Source organism: Metapseudomonas boanensis (assembly GCF_042232855.1).
Classification (GTDB): domain Bacteria; phylum Pseudomonadota; class Gammaproteobacteria; order Pseudomonadales; family Pseudomonadaceae; genus Metapseudomonas; species Metapseudomonas boanensis.
The window spans coordinates 1,938,440-1,957,217 of record NZ_CP113889.1 but is presented as its reverse complement, the minus strand read 5'-3'; the positions used below and the strand labels follow the sequence as shown (position 1 = coordinate 1,957,217).

18 protein-coding genes are annotated in these 18,778 nt (G+C 64.2%); 9 read left to right on the top strand and 9 right to left on the bottom strand.

The genetic code is table 11. From position 1 onward, the window contains the following. Positions 1-34: 34 nt before the first annotated feature. The 8 genes from mdcE to OXH74_RS08920 all read right to left on the bottom strand — a co-directional run bounded on the left by mdcE (position 35) and on the right by OXH74_RS08920 (position 7,938). The gene (mdcE, locus tag OXH74_RS08955; RefSeq protein WP_375740906.1) at positions 35-832 is read right to left on the bottom strand and encodes a biotin-independent malonate decarboxylase subunit gamma; all 798 of its coding nucleotides are present in this window, start codon (positions 830-832) and stop codon (positions 35-37) included. Continuing rightward, positions 829-1,683: a biotin-independent malonate decarboxylase subunit beta gene (locus OXH74_RS08950; RefSeq protein ID WP_375740905.1), complete on the bottom strand. Its 855-nt coding sequence runs from the start codon at positions 1,681-1,683 to the stop codon at positions 829-831. The genes mdcE and OXH74_RS08950 overlap by 4 nt, the downstream gene beginning before the upstream one ends. Further along, positions 1,676-1,993, bottom strand: a complete 318-nt coding sequence (locus tag OXH74_RS08945) for a malonate decarboxylase subunit delta (protein WP_375740904.1) — start codon at positions 1,991-1,993, stop codon at positions 1,676-1,678. Before OXH74_RS08945 ends, OXH74_RS08950 begins: the two co-directional genes overlap by 8 nt. 2 nt (positions 1,994-1,995) lie before the next feature. Next, a complete protein-coding gene (locus OXH74_RS08940; RefSeq protein ID WP_375740903.1) occupies positions 1,996-2,847 on the bottom strand; it encodes a triphosphoribosyl-dephospho-CoA synthase in 852 nt (283 codons plus the stop codon). After that, positions 2,847-4,523, bottom strand: coding sequence for a malonate decarboxylase subunit alpha (mdcA, locus tag OXH74_RS08935; protein ID WP_375740902.1), 1,677 nt, complete (start codon positions 4,521-4,523; stop codon positions 2,847-2,849). Before mdcA ends, OXH74_RS08940 begins: the two co-directional genes overlap by 1 nt. 264 nt (positions 4,524-4,787) lie before the next feature. Next, positions 4,788-5,759 (bottom strand): GGDEF domain-containing protein, encoded by a 972-nt coding sequence (locus OXH74_RS08930; protein ID WP_375740901.1) that lies wholly within the window; start codon positions 5,757-5,759, stop codon positions 4,788-4,790. A gap of 76 nt (positions 5,760-5,835) precedes the next feature. Next, positions 5,836-6,861 carry a DUF2955 domain-containing protein gene (locus OXH74_RS08925; RefSeq protein WP_375740900.1) on the bottom strand — a complete coding sequence of 342 codons (1,026 nt, stop codon included), beginning with the start codon at positions 6,859-6,861 and terminating at the stop codon, positions 5,836-5,838. Positions 6,862-6,876: 15 nt separating this feature from the next. Beyond that, positions 6,877-7,938, bottom strand: coding sequence for an HlyD family secretion protein (locus tag OXH74_RS08920; RefSeq protein WP_375740899.1), 1,062 nt, complete (start codon positions 7,936-7,938; stop codon positions 6,877-6,879). Between the two features lie 154 nt (positions 7,939-8,092). Here OXH74_RS08920 and OXH74_RS08915 point away from each other — a divergent pair, with 154 nt between their 5' ends. From OXH74_RS08915 to OXH74_RS08905, 3 genes are all read left to right on the top strand, one after another. Then, positions 8,093-9,034: a LysR family transcriptional regulator gene (locus OXH74_RS08915; RefSeq protein ID WP_375740898.1), complete on the top strand. Its 942-nt coding sequence runs from the start codon at positions 8,093-8,095 to the stop codon at positions 9,032-9,034. Positions 9,035-9,147: 113 nt separating this feature from the next. Beyond that, complete coding sequence (locus tag OXH74_RS08910) at positions 9,148-9,354, top strand: hypothetical protein (RefSeq protein WP_215381095.1); 207 nt, start codon at positions 9,148-9,150, stop codon at positions 9,352-9,354. Between the two features lie 197 nt (positions 9,355-9,551). Then, on the top strand, positions 9,552-10,883 hold the full coding sequence (locus OXH74_RS08905) for an OprD family porin (RefSeq protein WP_375740897.1): 1,332 nt from the start codon (positions 9,552-9,554) through the stop codon (positions 10,881-10,883). 188 nt (positions 10,884-11,071) lie between these two features. Here the strand turns inward: OXH74_RS08905 and desA are convergent, their stop codons facing one another. After that, positions 11,072-12,256, bottom strand: coding sequence for a delta-9 fatty acid desaturase DesA (gene desA / locus OXH74_RS08900; protein WP_375740896.1), 1,185 nt, complete (start codon positions 12,254-12,256; stop codon positions 11,072-11,074). Between the two features lie 170 nt (positions 12,257-12,426). Here desA and dibA point away from each other — a divergent pair, with 170 nt between their 5' ends. The 6 genes from dibA to OXH74_RS08870 all read left to right on the top strand — a co-directional run bounded on the left by dibA (position 12,427) and on the right by OXH74_RS08870 (position 18,699). Continuing rightward, positions 12,427-14,331, top strand: a complete 1,905-nt coding sequence (gene dibA, locus OXH74_RS08895; RefSeq protein WP_375740895.1) for a phosphodiesterase DibA — start codon at positions 12,427-12,429, stop codon at positions 14,329-14,331. 141 nt (positions 14,332-14,472) lie between these two features. Then, entirely contained in the window at positions 14,473-14,655 is a 183-nt protein-coding gene (gene oscA / locus OXH74_RS08890) for a sulfur starvation response protein OscA (protein ID WP_375740894.1), read from the top strand. 123 nt (positions 14,656-14,778) lie between these two features. After that, positions 14,779-15,777, top strand: coding sequence for a sulfate ABC transporter substrate-binding protein (locus OXH74_RS08885; protein ID WP_375740893.1), 999 nt, complete (start codon positions 14,779-14,781; stop codon positions 15,775-15,777). Positions 15,778-16,001: 224 nt separating this feature from the next. Further along, on the top strand, positions 16,002-16,820 hold the full coding sequence (cysT, locus tag OXH74_RS08880; protein WP_375740892.1) for a sulfate ABC transporter permease subunit CysT: 819 nt from the start codon (positions 16,002-16,004) through the stop codon (positions 16,818-16,820). Positions 16,821-16,830: 10 nt separating this feature from the next. Further along, positions 16,831-17,703: a sulfate ABC transporter permease subunit CysW gene (gene cysW / locus OXH74_RS08875; RefSeq protein ID WP_375740891.1), complete on the top strand. Its 873-nt coding sequence runs from the start codon at positions 16,831-16,833 to the stop codon at positions 17,701-17,703. Between the two features lie 3 nt (positions 17,704-17,706). Next, positions 17,707-18,699, top strand: coding sequence for a sulfate/molybdate ABC transporter ATP-binding protein (locus tag OXH74_RS08870; protein WP_215381113.1), 993 nt, complete (start codon positions 17,707-17,709; stop codon positions 18,697-18,699). Positions 18,700-18,778 lie beyond the last annotated feature (79 nt).

The window sequence follows — 18,778 nt, the reverse complement described above, 5'->3', positions numbered from 1 at the left end:
CCGGTGCTTCGGGGGGCGTTGGGCGTCGCGTAGCTCAGCCCAACAAGGACGACCACTGCGCCCGCAACATCTCCCGGACCTTCGACGATGCCGCCCGGTTCTGGGCACCAAGTCGTCCAGCCAGACCGGTGCTCGAACCGATGTCCACCACCGCCCGCATCAGGCACTCACGCACCCTTGCCACGTCCGCATCGTCTGGCTGCTCCACGGCGTCTACCTTCACCCGCTCCCAAAGCAACCCGAGGGAGGCGAAGTTCTCCAGGTCATAGGCCATGGGCGGCACCTTGGCGGCCAGCACCTCCAGGTCTTCGACGCTGCGCAGGGTGATGCGTGCGGCAGCGTCCTTGCCCATGGCGTGAACCATCACCCCGCCGTCGTCCAGGGCGATCAGGCGCTGGGCCTGGTAGCCGTGGGCGAGGAAGGCACCGGACATGGCCTTGCCCACCAGCAGGCCGATCACCGCATGTCCGGCGAGGCGGGCACGGGCGTACGCGTCCACCGCACCGGCCAGGGCCTGGTGAATCCCCAAGGCCTCCTCTCGACGACCGTAAGCCTGGCTAGGCACGTCGACCACTGCGACCAGTACGCGCTTGTCGCCGTCGCGGTCGGCTTCGATGGCGTCATCCACAGCCTGGGCCAAAGCCCAACCTTCGAGCAGGCCGACCTCGCCATTACGGGCTCGAGGGAAGGGGTTCGTGGCATCCGGGACCACGGCGATGAAGCGTGCGGCGCGGCATCCCAACTCGCCATCGATCACTTTGACCGAAGCGGGGAAACCCGCCTGCTCGTTGCCGCCAGCCAGGCCGCGCAGCCAATTCAGTCCACGGCTCATGGGCGTTCTCCTTGGTAGAGGGCGCGCACGGCGGCAGCGTCCAGTTGTTCACAGTCGGTACCGAGGTGCGCCAGGCGCTCGAGAAACCAGGCATGCCGGCGGCTGCGCGGTAAGTCGCGGTTGCCTGCAGCCAACAGGCCACGGACGGCGTCACGGATGCTCGCGACATCGTCGGCTACGAAGGCATCCGCCAGGTTGCAGGCGTGGCGTTGCTCGCCACCGGTCAGGCTCCAGATGAAGGGGCGATCGCGGGAGTCGTATTCCTCGATGCCGGCTTCCTGCTCGATCACCTGCGGGCCGTTGAGACCCAGGCGTGCCTCGCGGGTCACCAGCAGGTGGCTGCACAGGCCAGCAGCTATGGACATGCCGCCGAAGCAGCCCACCGACCCGGCAATCAGGCCGACCACGGGCTGGAACTGCCGCAACTCGACAATGGCCGCCTGGATCTCTGCGATGGCCGCCAGGCCCAGGTTGGCCTCTTGCAGGCGTACGCCGCCGGTCTCCAGCAGCAGCACGGCGCAGGTGGGGATGCCCCTGCGGTTGTCCTCCACCGCCAGCTCCAGGGCCCCAGCGATCTTCGCGCCGCCCACTTCGCCCATGCTGCCGCCCTGGAAGGCGCCTTCGATGGCGGCAACCACCACTGGCTGACCGGAGATATGCCCCTTGGCGACCACCACGCCATCATCCGACTGGGGCACGATGCCCTGCTGCGCCAGCCAGGGTGACATGACCCGATCGAAGGGACCGAGCAGTTCACGGAAAGTGTCGTCATCCAGCAATTCGCAGGCGCGCTGGCGGGCGTTGAGTTCGACGAAGCTACGAGCTTCGAGCAGACGTGCAATGTCAGTCATGGGCGCGCTCCCCTTGAAGAGAAAGGGTCTCCAGCCCTTGTTCCAGGCGTAGGCGCACCACGCCGGGAGTTGCGCCGAAGTCGTGGATATCGATGTTCAGGGCCGGTAGCGCCTGGCCGTCGAACAGGCGCTGGAACAGCTGCTGCCAGCGTGGGCCGCTGCCGTTCACCGAAGTCACCACCTGGATCGCGAGCGTACCGGCCTGGCCGGGCTCCAGCAGCACCTCGAGGTCGCCGGAGCCGACGCAGCCCACCAGGGCGCGGCCACGGGCCGGCTGACCGGCGGGAAATTGGAAGGTCAGGGTTTCCATGGTCACAGGCTCCCAAGCGAATCGATGAACAGGCAGGCGGCCAGCAGGTCAGCAGCACCGCCCGGCGAAGCGTTGAGTTGCAGCAAATGTGCGTCCAGCGCGCGCAGTTGGCGGCGACCGGCGAGGCTGGCACTGCCGCCAGCGGCGAGTACGGCACGGGCGCCCTGCTGCATGGCGGCGAGCCCTTCGAGGCCAGCGCGCCAGAGCACGCAGGTGTCGGCAAGCGTGGCCATGATTGCCAGCAGCGCGTCGAGACGAGCGTTCTGCTCCCCCGCACCCTCGGAACGGCTGCGCTGCAGCTGCGGCAGCCCATGCTGAAGGACCGCGGGGAAGCCCAGCTGCGCCTCCTCGCGGGCACCTCGGACGCCAAAGCGGCGGGCTACCCGGGCGCCATGGCTGTCGGTTTGCGGTGCGGCGCGGTCGTCGAACAGGGCGATGCGCGCGGCACGCAGGGCCAAGGCAGGGGCCGAGTCGTCGTCCGGTGCGAGCGCGGCAGCGGCCACCAGCAACCCCAGTGCCCAGATAGCGCCGCGATGGGTATTCACCCCGCAGGTAGTCGCCAGCATCGCTGCTTCGCCTTCACGGCCGATGCGACCGAGGGCTTCGCGCAGTGGCTGGCCGATTTCGCCATGGGCTTGGGCGGCTTCGGCCATGGCCTTGAAGCACGGCCAGAGCGCCAGCGCCGAAGCGTGCATCAGCCCCAGGTGCAAGTCGCTGTGGGCACCGCTGCCACGGCGATCCACCAGCGCCGGCTTGGGCGAAAGGTCGGCTTCATCGATCAGGGCATCCACGGCCAGATCTGCTAGCCGCTCCACCAGCGGCAAATCGGGATTGCGTGCGATCAGTGCACTCATCACCAGCTCCTGAACTTGGCCGGGGGGTTGTAAAGGCCGCCGGACCACTCCACCAGTTCGGCGATGCTTTTCGCCGCCAGCAGCTCCCGCGAGGCTTGGGTACGACGGATGCCGAGGTCTTCCGGCAATGCGATCAGCCCTTCGCGGCGCATGCGCAGGGTGTCTTTCGGGTCGTGGCGCAGCCCGATGGTGGTAACCCCGGCGACGGCGGCGATCATCAATCGGCGCTCTTCGAGGCTGCGGGCCTTGTAGAGGTAGGCAATGCCCTCCTCGGTGAGCAGGTGGGTGACGTCGTCGCCGTAGATCATCACCGGCGCCAGCGGCATGCCGGCCTTCTTCGCCACGTCGACGGCATCGAGTGTCTCGACGAAGGTGGGTTTGCCGCCCTCCTGGAAGGTCTCCACCATCTGCACCACCAGCTTTTTGCCGCGCTCGAGCATGGTCACCGGCTCGCCCCCCTTTTGTTGACACATGGCAAGCCAGGCCGGTGTCGCGTGGCGGCGGCCGCGCGGGTCGTGCCCCATGTTCGGAGCACCGCCGAAACCAGCGAGGCGGCCACGGGTAACGGTGGAGGAGTGGCCGTCGCCATCCACCTGCAGGGTGGCGCCGATGAACAGGTCCACCGCGTACTGCCCGGCCAGTTGGCACATCATGCGGTTGGAACGCAGCGAGCCGTCGCGTCCGGTGAAGAACACGTCCGGGCGCTGGGCGATGTATCCCTCCATACCCAGCTCGGTGCCGAAGCAGTGCACGCTTTCCACCCAGCCGGTCTCGATGGCGGGGATCAGCGTCGGGTGCGGGTTGAGGGTCCAGTTACGGCAGATCTTGCCCTTGAGCCCCAGGGATTCGCCGTAGGTGGGCAGGATCAGCTCGATGGCGGCAGTGTTGAAGCCGATGCCGTGGTTCAGCGACTGCACCTGGTGTTTTTCGTAGATGCCACGGATCGCCATCATCGCCATCAGCACGTGCACCGGCTTGATGTGGCGTGGGTCGCGAGTGAACAGCGGCTCGATGTAGAAAGGCTTGTCGGCGACCACCACGAAGTCGACCCAGGAGGCCGGGATATCCACGCGCGGCAGGTCACGTACGTCATCCACCAGCTCGTTGACCTGGACGATAACGATGCCGTCGCTGAAGGCGGTGGGCTCCACCAGGGCCGGGGTGTCTTCGGTGCTCGGGCCGGTGTAGATGTTGCCCTCGCGGTCGGCCATGAAGCCGGCCACCAGCGCGACGTTGGGGATCAGGTCCACCAGCAGGCGCGAATAGAGTTCGATATAGGTGTGGATGGCGCCCACTTCCAGCAGGCCGTCCTCCAGCAGTTGGCCGATGCGCAGGCTCTGCGGGCCGGCGAAGGAGAAGTCGAGCTTGCGGGCGATGCCGCGCTCGAACAGGTCCAGGTGCTCGGCACGGCTGACGCTGGGCATGATCATGTGCAGGTCGTGCAGCCGCCCGGAGTCGGCCTTGGCCAGGGAGCGGGAAAGGAAGTCCGCCTGCTTCTGGTTGTTGCCTTCGAGCACTACGCGATCGCCGGGGGCGATCAAGGCTTCGAGGGCGGCGACGATCCGCTCGCTGGGCAGCACCACGCCATCGGCAAGGCTACGTACCCGATCGAGGCGGCGCTGCTTCTCAGCACGCCGACGCGACCACTGGGGCGGGGGGGAGGATATTGTTGTCATGGTGGCTCCACGGGTTCCGCTGTCGTGGGAGCTACCTTAGGAGCGAGGCCGATGGGGCATCAATCAAGGTCGGGGACGGATCGTTACGGAGAAGTTAACAATCCAGCGGATAACACAGGGCATCGTAGGGTGGACCACGCTTCACCGGTCCATCAGCCGGCGTTGAGCCGGGCAGGGCTTGCGCGTTGGGCCTCGCACAGCTCGGACCAACCTACCAAAGCAACGTGTGGGACTGGACACCCGCCACCAGGTGCCGTCGGGTTTTCAGTCGGCCAGGATGATCTGATCCTTCCCGCCCCGCTTGGCCTGATACATCGCCGCATCGGCCCGCGCATAGAGGCTGTCCAGGTTGCCATCGTCGCGCAGGTTGGCCAGTCCCTGACTGACGGTCACGCTGAACTGCTTGCCCCCTGCCTGGAAGCTCAGGCGCTGCACCTCGCGCTGCAGGCGCTCGGCGATCTGCCTGGCCAGGTCCGGCGGGCAGCCTGGCAGCAGGGCGGCGAACTCCTCGCCGCCGATGCGGCCGAACAGGTCGCCACGGCGCAGGGCGTTGGCGCCGCACTGGGCGATGCGCTGCAGCACCTGGTCGCCGACCTGATGGCCGTGGGTGTCGTTGATTCGCTTGAAGTCATCGACGTCGAGCAGGATGAAGGCCAGCGGGCTGCCGAACTGCACGGCATGCTCGAATGCACTCTGTGCGCATTCGAAGAAGTGCCGGCGGTTGCTGCTCTGGGTCAGGACGTCAGTGGTGGCCAGACAGTGCAGCTCACCTTCCAGCTGCTTCTTCTCGGTGATGTCTTCAGCAATCCCGACCACGATGGTCGGCTGCCCCGCGCCGCCCTGCTGGCTGATGAAACACTTGTCGCTGATCCAGCGCAGCTGGCCGTCAGCGCGGATGATGCGGTACTCGCGCGCTTCAATGGCACCTTTCTCCAGCACCTCGGCGAAGCTTCGCGCGGCGTAGTCGAGATCGTCCGGGTAGATGCAGTTGCGCCATTCGCCGTAATCGGCCAGCAACAACGCGGCGGAGCGACCGAACAGGCGCTCGTAGGCGGGGCTGACGTAGATCACCCGCTGCGCATCCCAGTCGAAGGCCCAAAGCACAGCATTCACGCCGCCCAGCAGGCTGCTGAAAATGCGCTCGCGCTCACTCAGCCGCTCGACCTCGCCACGACAATGCAGCAGGGCCAGCGTCAGTCTTTCCAGTTCAGCGGAGTCTTCGACCGGGCGATCCATTAAGCCAGTACCTCAGTGGGACCAGGCTTCGACAGATTAGGCAGGCAGAAGTGCAGCCCGCAAACCGGGCCGACGGTCAGGCGTGGCTGGCATGACGGGTGGCGGCGAAGCGGTTTAGCAAACCGTGCAGGACGAACACGGCGAGCAGCGTCAGGAACACCGCCGCACACACGGAACTGAAGCGATAGGCGATGGAATACACGACGTCGTGCTGCGGCGTGAGGTACTGGCCAAAGACAATAGCCAGGGTGGTCAAAGCGCCGAAGCCGATGCCCTGGTTGCCTTCGAGCACATGCAGCCGGGCGCAGCAGATGGCAGCGGTCCAGTACAACAGCGTGACCAGCGGCAGCACATCGTAGTGGCTGTAGAGCAGCAACTGGAGCCCCAACCCTATCAGGCACCCAAGCAGGGTGCCGAGGGCGCGGATGCGACCGGCGAAGCGGATGCCATTCCAGTGCATTGGGAACAGCACGAGGATCGATGCCACCTGTGCCGACAGCGAGTCACGCAGGTCGAAGCTCTGGAACAGGATGAACGAAAGTGTCGCGATGGTCGCGCCCAGCACCGCTTCATGGCGCTGGCTGGGCAGGTCCTTGGTGGCTGGCTGGCGCGGCGTGCGCGGGTCTGCATCGGGAAACAGGTAGAACATCAGCCAGGCGATCAACACCGTCAGCAGCGCTGCCACCAGGTTGCTGGTGACCAGGTCGTAGAGGTGGGTGTCCGGGTAGCTGGCGAAGTGCAGCTGCATGGAGAGGAACACACTGCCCAGGGCGCCGAACATGAACAGCGAGCCCTGCGCCATCAGGCGAAATCGCCAGAAGAAGGCGAGAAAGGCCAGCGGAACCATCAACTGCGGGCGATCGCCGAACAGCCCGTAGATCATCAGCACTTCGAGGCTGACCACCACCGCCTGCAGCAGAAACTGGCGCACCACGTGGGCGTTGATGCTCGGCGTCAGCCCCAGCAGCAACATCGGGTAGACGCAAAAGAACGAGCCGTTGTCCCAGCCCATAAGCTTGCACAGGAACAGGCCCAGCGTACCGCCACCGGCCAGGCGCAGACACTGGCGCAGGTCGTTTTCGGTCAGCGCCTTGCGACTCATCAGTACACCCAGCCCTTAGTAGATGTAATGCAGCAGGCTGATTAGCGCGATCTGCAGGCGGCCGAAGGCGTCCGCCAGGCCGGAGTCGCGCGGAAACAGCTGCACCGTGGCCTTGGCACCGCTGGGCAGCGGGAATGGCAATGCCTCGCTGAGCTCCACGTGCAGGCGCTGGCGCTGGGCATCGCGCACCCAGCGGTCAGAGATGGCCGGGGCGGCAAGGTCGCCATTGGCGTCGAGCTGCCCCTCTTTCACCCCGGCGTCGATGGCACTTACGCGGGCGTCGAAGATGTGCCCGGGCAGGGCGTCGAAGACCACGGACGCAGTGTCGTCCAGGCGCACATAGCGCAGGGCCTTCTCGCGGAAGTCGGCGCTGATGTCCGCCTCGTCAGCCACCAGTGCGGCCACCGGCGTGCCGGCACTGACGAAGGCCCCGGGTGACAGTTGCAGGTTGCTCAGGGTGCCGGCGCGCTCGGCACGGACTTCGCTGTATTGCAGTTGCAATCGGGCCTGTTCCAGGGCATTGCGGGCCTGGCGCAGACGCAGGTTGTCGTGACCTTCGGCGCCGCGCTGGGCCGCCAGTTCGCGGATGCGCGCGGTCGCTGCGGCAAGTTTGGCCTGGGCCGCCTGACGCTGGGCCTCGGTCTGCTCGAAGAGCTGCCGCGAGACATGCTGGCTCTGCACCAGGCGGCCCAGACGCGCGGTTTCGCGCTGCAGCTCGCTGGCGCTGGCCCGGGCGGCAGCTTGATCGGCGCGCGCGGCGGCCACGGCCGCGTCGAGCTGGCGGTTGTCCTGCGCGGCCTGCTCCAGCGCCAGTTCCGCGGCTCGCACGGCCAGGCGGAAGGGTTCCGGGTCCAGGCGAAACAGCAGGTCACCAGCCTGCACATGGCGGTTGTTGGCGACGGCGACGTCCTGGACCTGGCCGCTCACACGTGGGGCAATGCGCAGCACCGGGCGGGTAAGCTGGGCCTGGGGCGTGATGGGCATCCATAGGTCGGCTGCAAGGAAGTAGACGAACAGCAGGGCGAACAGGGCGATGGCGACTTGGACCCGACGGGCAAATCGTTGATCCGGGGTCATGCATACCTCAAGACAACGCGAACAGAAGGCGGGGGCAGAAACGGAGGGAACGGCCAGGCCTCGACCCGAGCCGCTCATGGGTCGGCAGTATATTGAGCGGCGAATCGTGGATAATCCGGCGATCTAGAGAAGCAGCCTTACACAAGGAGTAACAATGGACACACTGCACAGCATGCGGGTGTTCGTCCGGGTCATCGATACCGGCAGCTTTACCGCCGCGGCCCTGGCCCTGGACCTCTCCACTGCGCAGGTGTCCAGGCTGGTGTCCGATCTGGAGCAGCAGCTCGAAGCACGCCTGCTGAACCGCACCACCCGCCGCCTGGCGTTGACGGAGGTTGGCGAGCGCTACCTGCAACGCTGCCGGCAGATCCTCGCCGAGGTGGAGGAGGCCTCCGCCGAAGCGCGCGGAGCACACCTCAAGCCCAGCGGCAGACTGCGCGTACACACCATGACCGGGCTGGGTCTGCAGCATCTGACGACCCTGGTCGCGCGATATAGCGAGCTGTACCCCGAAGTGGTGATCGAACTGACCCTGTCGCAGCGCACGCCGGACCTGCTGGAGGACGGCCAGGATGTGATCATCACCTTCGCACGCGAACTGCCCGACTCGCAGATGGTGGCCCAGGTGCTCGGCCCGATGTACAGCGTGATCTGCGCAGCCCCCAGCTACCTGGCCAAGCACGGCGTCCCTCAGGACCCGGCGGACCTGCAGCAGCACCGTTACCTGCGCCTGCTGGACCCGCTCTATCACGACAACTGGGTGCTCAATGGAGATGACGGTGAGTTCGACGTGCTGCCAGCCGAGAGCCTCCAGGTTAACGTCGCCGAGTCCTTGGCCAAGGCCGCACAGGCGGGAATGGGCTTCTGCCTGCTGCCCTCTTTCGTCGCCTGCCCGTTTCTGCGTGAAGGTAGCCTGCTACGGGTCCTGCCGGAGTATCGCTTGCGCGCCCGCAATATCTACGCGATCTACCCGTCGCGGCGTTTCCTCGATGCCAAGATCAGGACCTGGGTCGATTTCCTGAAAGCGGAACTGCCGCCGCTGCTGGCACTGGACGAGGCGATCCTGGACGACTCGACCCATTGGGCCACTTGCTGATAACTGTTGCATCGCGCGAAACAGTCATTCACTGAATCCGCTATTTTTCCCCTTTCTTGCCCTCCCTAAGATGGCGCCATGTTTCGCAAGAAACCATCTGAGAGGGTCAAGATATGCAACGCAACCTTATTTTTACTGCCGTTTTCGCTGCTTTTTCGCTGTTTTTCTCGCAACTGAGCCTTGCTGAAGAATCTTCCGCCTTTGTTGCACGCAATGCAGCGCTGGAGCAGCGCGCCGCCGACGCTGCCCACCAGGAAGCCGTCGCCAAGCAGAACGCTGCCGAACAACAGTCTCAGGCTGGCAACGCCCAGGACAGCTGAGTTCCACCCCCGTTTCTCCACCTCCTGACGTTGATGCGTGACAGCTCCTTAATCGACGTCCTGTTCAGGCCGCTCCTCTCGAGCGGCCTTTTTTTGCTGTCCGCGGACTACGCCAGGCGTTCTTTGGCCATGCCTCAATCCAACAAAGAGGCGTGCCGCATTGCTTTGAGCTGCCATAACCACAAGGAGCACACACCGTGAACGCCAAGCATCTGCTCACCCCCCTCGCCCTGGCGCTACTCGCCACCCAAGCGCACGCCGATGAAGCCACCAACCAGGAAGGGTTCATCGAGGGTTCGCACCTGACGGTCCAGACCCGTAACTACTACTTCAACCGTGACCGTCGCGACAGTCAGACCCAGAACAGCCAGGAGTGGGGTCAGGGCTTCATCGGCCTGCTCAGTTCCGGCTACACCCAGGGCCCGATCGGCGTGGGCATCGACGCCTACGGCATGCTCGGCCTGAAGCTGGATGGCGGCGGCGGCACGGGCGGTTCCTCGATTCTGCCAAGCACCTCGCCGACCAAGCCCGGACTCAAGTACGGCAAGGCACCGGACGAGTTCTCCAGCGCCGGCGCAGCGCTCAAGCTGCGAGGCTTCGACAGCGAGCTGAAGCTCGGCGACCAGTTCATCAACAATCCGGTGATCGCAGGCGGCACCACGCGCATGCTGCCGCAGACCTTCCGTGGCGTGAGCCTGGTCAACCAGAGCGTGAAAGACCTGCGCCTGGAAGGTGGCCAGGTAAGTTTCACCAAGCTCTACAACCAGAGCGGGCATCGTCGCATCGACAGCTCCTACGGCAGCTTCCCAGACGACCGCAAGAGCCACCACATCAGCTGGCTGGGCGGCACCTGGACGGGCCCCGAAGGCTTCACCAGCAGTCTCTACGCTTCCGAACTGCAGGACGTGTGGAACCAGTACTACGCCGACCTGGACTACACTTGGCAGCTCAACGACCTGGTCAGCCTCAACCCGGGCATCCATTACTACAGAACCCAGGACACCGGCGATGCGCTGCTTGGCGACATCGCCAACAACACCTACAGCGCGCACTTCGCAGTCGGCGTCGGCCACCACAAGGTCACGGCGGTGTACCAGAAGGTCAACGGCAACACCCCCTTCGACTACATCAACCAGGGCGACAGCATCTACCTGGACAACTCGCAGCAGTACTCCGACTTCAACGGTCCCAACGAGGAATCCTGGAAGCTGCAGTACGCCTACGACTTTGCCGGCCTTGGCGTCCCCGGTTTGAGTGCCATGGTCGCTTACTCGCGTGGCGAGCTGGACCTGACCAAAGTCGACCCGAACAGCCCCGGCTACAGCAGTTGGTACAGCGTCGACGGCAAGGATGCGCGCCACTACGAGCGCGACTTCGACATCAAGTACGTGGTGCAGGACGGCTCGGCCAAGGACCTCGCCGTGCGCGCCCGCTGGGCCAACCACCGCGGTAGTAACGGCTATAACGCCGTGGACAACGACGTGGACGAACTGCGCCTGATCGTCGACTACCCGATCGAGGTGTTCTGAAGCCAGTGCGGGAGCCTTCTTGTGGGGGCGAATTCATTCGCTGACCGGGCCGCAGGTTCGGCCTGCAATGTCCGGGGCAGCTGCGCTGCCCTTAGCGATTGAAATCGCCCCCACAAGGAGCAGAAGACCCCGCGCGCAAATAAAAAAGGCCGGCAAATCTGCCGGCCTTTTTCACGGTTACTGCGTTATCAGGCGGTAGCCGGGCGCAGCGAGTAAGTCTTGAGCTGCTCGGCGAAATCGCGCAGCGACTGGATGCCGCTGGCCTCGGCCTCCTGCACCCAGTCCTTGATGGCAGCGAGCATGTCGTGGCCGTTGGCGCTGGTCTTCACCCAGATCTGCTGCAGCGCCAGGCGCTTCTCGTAGATCACTTTCAGGGACTGGCTCTGCTCCAGCATGGCGGCGATGCGCGCCTGATGGCGTTCGTCCAGCAGGCTGGTCTCGCGGGAGAGCAGGCGCTTGGCGCGGCGGAACGAGTGGCGAACCGACGCGTCAGCCTTGGCCAGTTCCTGTTTCACCAGCGGACCGATCACCAGCTTGCGATACTGCGCCATGATCTGGAAGCGATTGTTGAGAATGGCCATGGCGGTGTCCATGTCCAGGTTGCCCTTTCCTTCCACGCGGTGGGCGATGGGCGCCACACGCTGCACCTTGGCCAGGCCGAACAGGCTGAACAGTTTGATCCAGGCCCAGCCCATGTCGAACTCCCACTTCTTGACGGACAGCTTGGCGGAGTTCGGGTAGGTATGGTGGTTGTTGTGCAGTTCTTCACCACCGATGAGGATGCCCCAGGGCACCAGGTTGGTGGCCGCGTCGCGGCATTCGAAGTTGCGGTAGCCGATGGCATGGCCCAGGCCATTGACGACACCGGCGGCCCAGAGCGGAATCCAGACCATCTGCACGGCCCAGACGGTCAGACCGAGCGCGCCGAACAGGGCGAGATCGATGAGCGCCAGAAGGGTCACGCCAGCGATGGGGAAGCGCGCGTAGACATTGCGCTCCATCCAGTCATCCGGGCAGTTCTTGCCATAGATGCGCAAGGTTTCTTCGTTCTTCGCCTCGATCTGATAGAGCTCGGCTCCCTTGCGCAGGACGGTCCACACCCCCTTGACGACCGGGCTGTGCGGGTCGTCGGCGGTTTCGCACTTGGCGTGGTGCTTGCGGTGGATGGCGGTCCACTCGCGGGTATTCATGGAGGTGGTCATCCACAGCCAGAAGCGGAAGAAATGCTTGAGCGCCGGATGCAGCTCCAGAGAACGGTGCGCGGAATAGCGGTGCAGATAGACGGTAACGCTGACGATGGTGATATGGGTCAGCACGAGAGTGACCGCCACCAGTTGCCATGGCGACAGGTCGAGAAAACCGTTGTACCACATGGATGGTATTGCCTCGGTAGTAGGAAAACACAGTTTGTCGGACAAACCTGTTTGCATTATCACCAAGGCCCACAAGAAAACCATCCTGTCTTTTAGATAGAAATCAAATAGCCAGCAGTTGCTCTATAATGCGCGCCCCGCCCCATCACCCGAGCCAGGAAGGCACCTCCATGCGTTCCAAGTTCAGCGCCCTGAAACTGGTGCTGCCCTATTTCATGATTGCCAGCCTCTGGGTGCTGTTCAGCGACCATGCCCTCATGGCGCTCAACATTGGCGCGCGCGAGCTCGCCGAGCTACAGACGTTCAAGGGACTGGGCTTCGTCCTCGTCACCAGCCTGATGCTCTACCTGCTGCTGTGCCTGCACTTGCGCCGCCTGCGCGAATACCTGCAGACCCGCCGCACCCAGGAAAGCAGCCTGCGCCAGGCCGCTGCCGTGTTCGACAGCACCCTGGAGGGGGTGCTGGTCACCAACGCCCAGAGCGAGATCGTCCACGTCAATCGCGCTTTTGCCCGTATTACCGGCTATACCGAGGCAGAGGTCATGGGGCGCAATCCGCGCATGTTCAGCTCCGGACGCCATGGGCTGGATTTCTACCAGGCGATGTGGAGTGCACTGCACCACCGTAATGAGTGGAGTGGCGAGGTCTGGAATCGTCGCAAGAACGGCGAGGTTTACCCGCTTTGGCAGAACATCCGTTCCATCTTCGATGAAGATGGTGAGCTGACACACTATGTTGCCGTCTTCTCCGACATCAGTGCGATCAAGCGCTCGCAGCACGAACTCGACTTCCTGGCCCACCATGACCCCCTGACGAACCTGCCGAACCGCCTGCTCTTTACCGAGCGCGTCGAGCATGCGCTGGAACGGTCGACTCGGGAAGATCGGCCCGGCGCCGTGCTGCTCATGGACCTGGACCACTTCAAGCACGTCAACGAAAGCTTTGGCCATTCTCGCGGCGACCAGCTGCTCAAGGAGGCCGGCCTGCGCCTGCAGGGGCTGCTGGAAGGTGGCATGACGCTGGCTCGACTGGGCGGCGACGAGTTCGGCGTGATCTGGGAAGACTGCCCCAGCGCGGACCAGGCCGCCGACTTTGCCCAGCGCGTCCTTTTCGCCCTGCGACAGCCTTTCCGGATCGAAGACCACGAGTTGTTCATCAGCGCCAGCTTGGGCATCAGCCTGTTCCCGACTGACGCCGAGAACGTCGAGCAGATCATGCGCAACGCCGACTCGGCGCTGTTCAAGGCCAAGAGCAACGGCCGCGAGACCTTCGCCTTCTATAGCCTGGAGCTGACCAACCAGGCGCGCCAGCGCGTGGAGATGGTCGCCGCACTGCGACATGCCCTGGAACAGGGCGAGCTGCGCGTGCACTACCAGCCGATCCAGCGCCTGACCGACAACCGCCTGATCGGCTTGGAGGCCCTGGTGCGCTGGCAGCACCCGGAGCGCGGACTGGTTCCGCCCGGCGAGTTCCTGCCGATTGCAGAGGAAACCGGACTCATCGCCAGCATCGATCTCTGGGTGCTGGAACAGACCTGCCGGCAGATGCAGACTTGGCTTGGGCAGGGCCGCGAGCTGACGTTCGTCGCAGTCAACCTGTCGTGCCGACTGTTCAGCCGGGCAGGTCTGAGTCAGGAGATCGCCCGCGTGCTGGCCGATACCGGCCTAGCGCCAGCGCATCTGGAACTGGAAATTACCGAAAGCGCCGTGATGGCCGACCCGGATAGCGCCCGCGAACTGCTCGAGCGCCTGCGTGAACTGGGCGTTCGCCTGGCCATCGACGACTTCGGCACGGGCTATTCGTCGCTGCAGCGCCTCAAGCGTCTGCCCGTGCAGAAGCTGAAGATCGACCAGAGTTTCGTTCGCGGCTTGCCTGCCGACAAGGACGACGCAGCCATCGCCCGGGCGGTCAATGCGCTGGGCCACAACCTCGGCCTCGTGGTGCTGGCCGAAGGCATCGAGACCCCGCAGCAGCTGGACTTCCTGCAGCAGATCGGCTGTGACTACGGCCAGGGTTACCTGTTCAGCCGCCCCCTGCCACCCGAGGACATCGAGTGGAACTGGCGCAAAGCCTGATCCTGAACGACGAGTTAATTTGGTTATATTAAAATTCTTAAATAGTATTTTTAAGAATATAAGTTACCTGCTTAAGATGCGCTCACGCCACGCGGAACGTCCCACGCCCTAAGCCGCGGGCCCCACTCAAGGAGCACGACCATGAGCGCAACCCTCCGTAGCCTGGAAGGCCAGGACGAAGCCAGCATCCTGCGAGAAATCCAGAGTGCCCTGAATGGCCTGCGTTTCGGCTCGGTTGAAATCACCGTGCACAACGGCCAGGTGGTGCAGATCGAACGCAAAGAGAAGTTCCGCCTGCAGCCTCCCGCAACCCGCAATACCTGAATCCCCGACGACCCGACCGGACCACCGGAGGGCGTATCGACAAGCAGTTCGCGCCAACCACGCCTGCGAAGAACAACCAGCCCCAGCCAGCACTGAACAAGTCCAGATTCCAGGAGCTAGATAATGTCGATTCGCCGCTTCGCCCTCGCCGCCCTCGCCAGCGCCCTGATCGCCGGCCCGGCCGCCGCCGCCACCGAACTGCTCAACGTGTCCTACGACCCGACCCGTGAGCTTTACCAGGAATACAACGCTGCCTTCGCCAAGCACTGGAAAGCCCAGGGTGGCGAAGACGTGAAAGTCCAGCAATCCCACGGCGGCTCCGGCAAACAGGCCCGCGCCGTGATCGATGGTCTGAAGGCCGACGTGGTGACCCTGGCGCTGGCCGGCGACATCGACGAACTGCAGAAACTCGGCAAGCTGATCCCGGAAAACTGGCAGGCTCGCCTGCCGCAGAACAGTACACCCTACACCTCGACCATCGTATTCCTGGTCCGCAAGGGCAACCCTAAGGGCATCAAGGACTGGGGCGACCTGACCAAAGCAGGCGTAGAGGTCATAACCCCGAACCCGAAGACCTCCGGCGGCGCCCGCTGGAATTTCCTGGCCGCCTGGGCCTGGGCGAAGAAAGAGTACGGTAGCGAAGCCAAGGCCCAGGAATACGTGAAGGCGCTGTACCAGCATGTGCCGGTTCTCGACACCGGCGCCCGCGGTTCGACCATCACCTTCGTCAACAACCAGATCGGCGACGTGCTGCTGGCCTGGGAGAACGAAGCCTTCCTGGCCCTGAAGGAACAGGGCGGCGAGAACTTCGAGATCGTCGCGCCAAGCTTGTCGATCCTCGCCGAGCCGCCGGTATCGGTGGTGGACAAGAACGTCGACAAGAAGGGCACCCGAAAGGTCGCCGAAGCCTACCTGCAGTACCTGTACAGCGAGGAAGGCCAGCGCATTGCGGCGAAGAACTTCTACCGCCCACGTAACGAAAAAGTCGCGGCCGAATACGCCAAGCAGTTTCCGAAACTCGACCTGGTGACCGTGGACAAGGACTTCAACGGCTGGAAGGACGCCCAACCCAAATTCTTCAACGACGGCGGGATCTTCGACCAGATCTACCAGGCGCAATAAGCGCCCCATGCCGGCGGGCTTTTGATGGGTATCGCAAGCTCCACCCATCCTACGTAACTACGGCTTCCTCGTAGGATGGGTGGAGCGGAGCGATACCCATCGAGGTGCTCCACGGAAGGAGCAAAACCAGGCCTGATCCACGGATCGGGCCTGTTTGCTGGAAGCGGCTCGACGGGGCTGGCTCCAGAGCAACCAAGCGTTCCAACGCAGAGTAAGGACAGAACATGTCACGACGCATCTCACCGGTCATACCCGGCTTCGGGCTGACCCTGGGGTACACCCTGGTGTACCTCAGCCTGCTGGTCCTGATTCCCCTGGGGGCCTTGTTTCTCAAGACCACCGAGCTGACCTGGGAACAGTTCTGGACCATCATCAGCGCGCCCCGCGTGATCGCTGCCCTCAAGCTCAGTTTCGGCACTGCCCTGGCCGCCGCCGTGCTCAACGGCATCATCGGCACCCTGCTGGCCTGGGTCCTGGTGCGCTATGACTTCTTCGGTCGCAAGGTCATCGACGCCATGGTCGACCTGCCTTTCGCCCTGCCCACTGCGGTGGCGGGGATCGCCCTGACCGCGCTCTACGCACCGGCCGGCCTGGTAGGTCAGTTCGCCACCGACATCGGTATCAAGATCGCCTACACCCCGCTCGGTATCACCTTGGCACTGACCTTCGTCACCCTGCCTTTTGTGGTGCGCACGGTGCAGCCGGTGCTGGCCGACATCCCGCGTGAAGTGGAAGAAGCCGCTGCCTGCCTCGGCGCCAAGCCACTCCAGGTGTTTCGCCACGTGCTGCTGCCAGCCCTGCTGCCAGCCTGGCTGACCGGTTTCGCGCTGGCCTTCGCCCGCGGCGTTGGCGAGTACGGCTCGGTGATTTTCATTGCCGGCAACATGCCGATGAAGACCGAAATCCTGCCGCTGCTGATCATGGTCAAGCTCGACCAGTACGACTACACCGGCGCCACCGCAATCGGCGTGCTGATGCTGGTGGTCTCCTTCGTCCTGCTGCTCTTGATCAATCTGCTGCAACGCCGCATCGAGACCCCCTGAGGAGCGCGCCATGAGTTCTGCAACGCTGACCACTGCGTCCTCCGCCAACGCTGCCCGCCGAGGCAACGCCTGGGGTCGCCGTATTCTGATCGCCGGCGCCTGGCTGGCCTTCGCCCTGTTTCTCCTGCTGCCGCTGTTCGTGGTGCTGAGCGAAGCGCTCAAGCAAGGCCTGGGCACCTTCATCACCGCCATCTTCGAGCCAGATGCCCTCGCCGCGTTGGAGCTGACGTTGCTCGCCGTGTTCATCTCGGTACCGCTCAACGTGGTATTCGGCGTGGCCGCCGCCTGGTGCGTGAGCAAGTACGAGTTCCGCGGCAAGAGCCTGCTGGTCACGCTGATCGACCTGCCCTTCTCGGTGTCCCCGGTGATCGCCGGTCTGATCTACGTGCTGCTGTTTGGCGCCCAGGGCTATTTTGGCTCCTGGCTGCAGGACCGCGACATCCAGATCGTCTTCGCCGTGCCTGGCATCGTCCTGGCCACCCTGTTCGTCACCTTCCCCTTCGTCGCCCGCGAACTGATTCCGCTGATGCAAGAACAGGGCACCCAGGAAGAAGAAGCCGCGAGGCTGCTGGGTGCCAGCGGCTGGCAGATGTTCTGGCACGTGACCCTGCCGAACATCAAATGGGGCCTGATCTACGGCGTGGTGCTCTGCACCGCGCGAGCCATGGGCGAGTTCGGTGCGGTGTCGGTGGTTTCAGGCCATATCCGTGGCGTCACCAACACCCTGCCACTGCACGTCGAGATTCTCTACAACGAGTACAACCACGTCGCCGCCTTCAGCGTTGCCAGCCTGCTGCTGGTGCTGGCGCTGTTCATCCTGCTGCTCAAGCAGTGGAGCGAAGCCCGTCTTTCCCGCCTACGTCACAGCGACGCGGAGGAATAATTCATGTCGATCGAAATCCGTAACGTCAGCAAGAACTTCAATGCTTTCAAGGCACTGAACGAGATCAACCTGGATATCCACAGCGGCGAACTGGTGGCGCTGCTCGGCCCGTCGGGCTGCGGCAAGACCACCCTGTTGCGGATCATCGCCGGCCTGGAAACCCCGGACGTGGGCAGCATCGTGTTCCACGGCGAGGACGTTTCGCAGCACGATGTGCGCGATCGCAACGTCGGCTTCGTGTTCCAGCACTACGCGCTGTTCCGCCACATGACGGTGTTCGACAACGTCGCCTTCGGCCTGCGCATGAAACCCAAGCGCGAGCGTCCGAGCGAGAAGCAGATCGCCGAGAAAGTCCACGAACTGCTGAGCATGGTGCAGCTCGACTGGCTCGCCGACCGCTACCCGGAGCAACTCTCCGGCGGCCAGCGCCAGCGCATCGCCCTGGCCCGCGCCTTGGCGGTGGAGCCGAAGATTCTGCTGCTCGACGAGCCCTTCGGCGCCCTCGACGCCAAGGTGCGCAAGGAGCTGCGCCGCTGGCTGGCGCGCCTACACGAAGAGATCAACCTGACCTCGGTGTTCGTCACGCACGACCAGGAAGAAGCCATGGAGGTGGCCGATCGCATCGTGGTGATGAACAAAGGCGTGATCGAGCAGATCGGCGCGCCGGGCGAGGTGTACGAAAAGCCGGCGAGCGACTTCGTCTACCACTTCCTCGGCGACTCCAACCGCCTGCATCTGGGCGACGACCAGCACATGCTGTTCCGTCCGCACGAGGTCTCGCTGTCGCGCCAGGAAGTGGAAGACCACCGCGAAGCGGAAGTGCGCGACATCCGCCCACTGGGCGCCATCACCCGGGTGACGCTGAAGGTACAGGGCCAGGACGAACTGATCGAGGCCGAGGTGGTGAAAGACCACGACAGCCTGACCGGCCTGGTGCGCGGCGAGACGCTGTACTTCAAGCCCAAGGCGTGGCAGCAGCCAACGGTGGGGTTCTGACGAGGTCCGTGGAGTGCCTAAACCTCGACGTACGCACAAATCACTCTTTCGGGTAATGGTCTCCAGGCTCCGGCGCTTT

What these genes read in the sequence shown, in the direction of transcription:
- OXH74_RS08870 (WP_215381113.1), top strand. Translation starts at nt 17,707, where the DNA reads ATGTCGATCGAAATCCGTAACGTCAGCAAGAACTTCAATGCTTTCAAG.
- OXH74_RS08915 (WP_375740898.1), top strand. Translation starts at nt 8,093, where the DNA reads ATGGACACACTGCACAGCATGCGGGTGTTCGTCCGGGTCATCGATACC.
- dibA (WP_375740895.1), top strand. Translation starts at nt 12,427, where the DNA reads ATGCGTTCCAAGTTCAGCGCCCTGAAACTGGTGCTGCCCTATTTCATG.
- OXH74_RS08930 (WP_375740901.1), bottom strand. Translation starts at nt 5,759, where the DNA reads ATGGATCGCCCGGTCGAAGACTCCGCTGAACTGGAAAGACTGACGCTG.
- mdcA (WP_375740902.1), bottom strand. Translation starts at nt 4,523, where the DNA reads ATGACAACAATATCCTCCCCCCCGCCCCAGTGGTCGCGTCGGCGTGCT.
- OXH74_RS08910 (WP_215381095.1), top strand. Translation starts at nt 9,148, where the DNA reads ATGCAACGCAACCTTATTTTTACTGCCGTTTTCGCTGCTTTTTCGCTG.
- OXH74_RS08885 (WP_375740893.1), top strand. Translation starts at nt 14,779, where the DNA reads ATGTCGATTCGCCGCTTCGCCCTCGCCGCCCTCGCCAGCGCCCTGATC.
- mdcE (WP_375740906.1), bottom strand. Translation starts at nt 832, where the DNA reads ATGAGCCGTGGACTGAATTGGCTGCGCGGCCTGGCTGGCGGCAACGAG.
- OXH74_RS08950 (WP_375740905.1), bottom strand. Translation starts at nt 1,683, where the DNA reads ATGACTGACATTGCACGTCTGCTCGAAGCTCGTAGCTTCGTCGAACTC.
- OXH74_RS08925 (WP_375740900.1), bottom strand. Translation starts at nt 6,861, where the DNA reads ATGAGTCGCAAGGCGCTGACCGAAAACGACCTGCGCCAGTGTCTGCGC.
- OXH74_RS08940 (WP_375740903.1), bottom strand. Translation starts at nt 2,847, where the DNA reads ATGAGTGCACTGATCGCACGCAATCCCGATTTGCCGCTGGTGGAGCGG.
- cysW (WP_375740891.1), top strand. Translation starts at nt 16,831, where the DNA reads ATGAGTTCTGCAACGCTGACCACTGCGTCCTCCGCCAACGCTGCCCGC.
- OXH74_RS08920 (WP_375740899.1), bottom strand. Translation starts at nt 7,938, where the DNA reads ATGACCCCGGATCAACGATTTGCCCGTCGGGTCCAAGTCGCCATCGCC.
- cysT (WP_375740892.1), top strand. Translation starts at nt 16,002, where the DNA reads ATGTCACGACGCATCTCACCGGTCATACCCGGCTTCGGGCTGACCCTG.
- OXH74_RS08945 (WP_375740904.1), bottom strand. Translation starts at nt 1,993, where the DNA reads ATGGAAACCCTGACCTTCCAATTTCCCGCCGGTCAGCCGGCCCGTGGC.
- desA (WP_375740896.1), bottom strand. Translation starts at nt 12,256, where the DNA reads ATGTGGTACAACGGTTTTCTCGACCTGTCGCCATGGCAACTGGTGGCG.
- oscA (WP_375740894.1), top strand. Translation starts at nt 14,473, where the DNA reads ATGAGCGCAACCCTCCGTAGCCTGGAAGGCCAGGACGAAGCCAGCATC.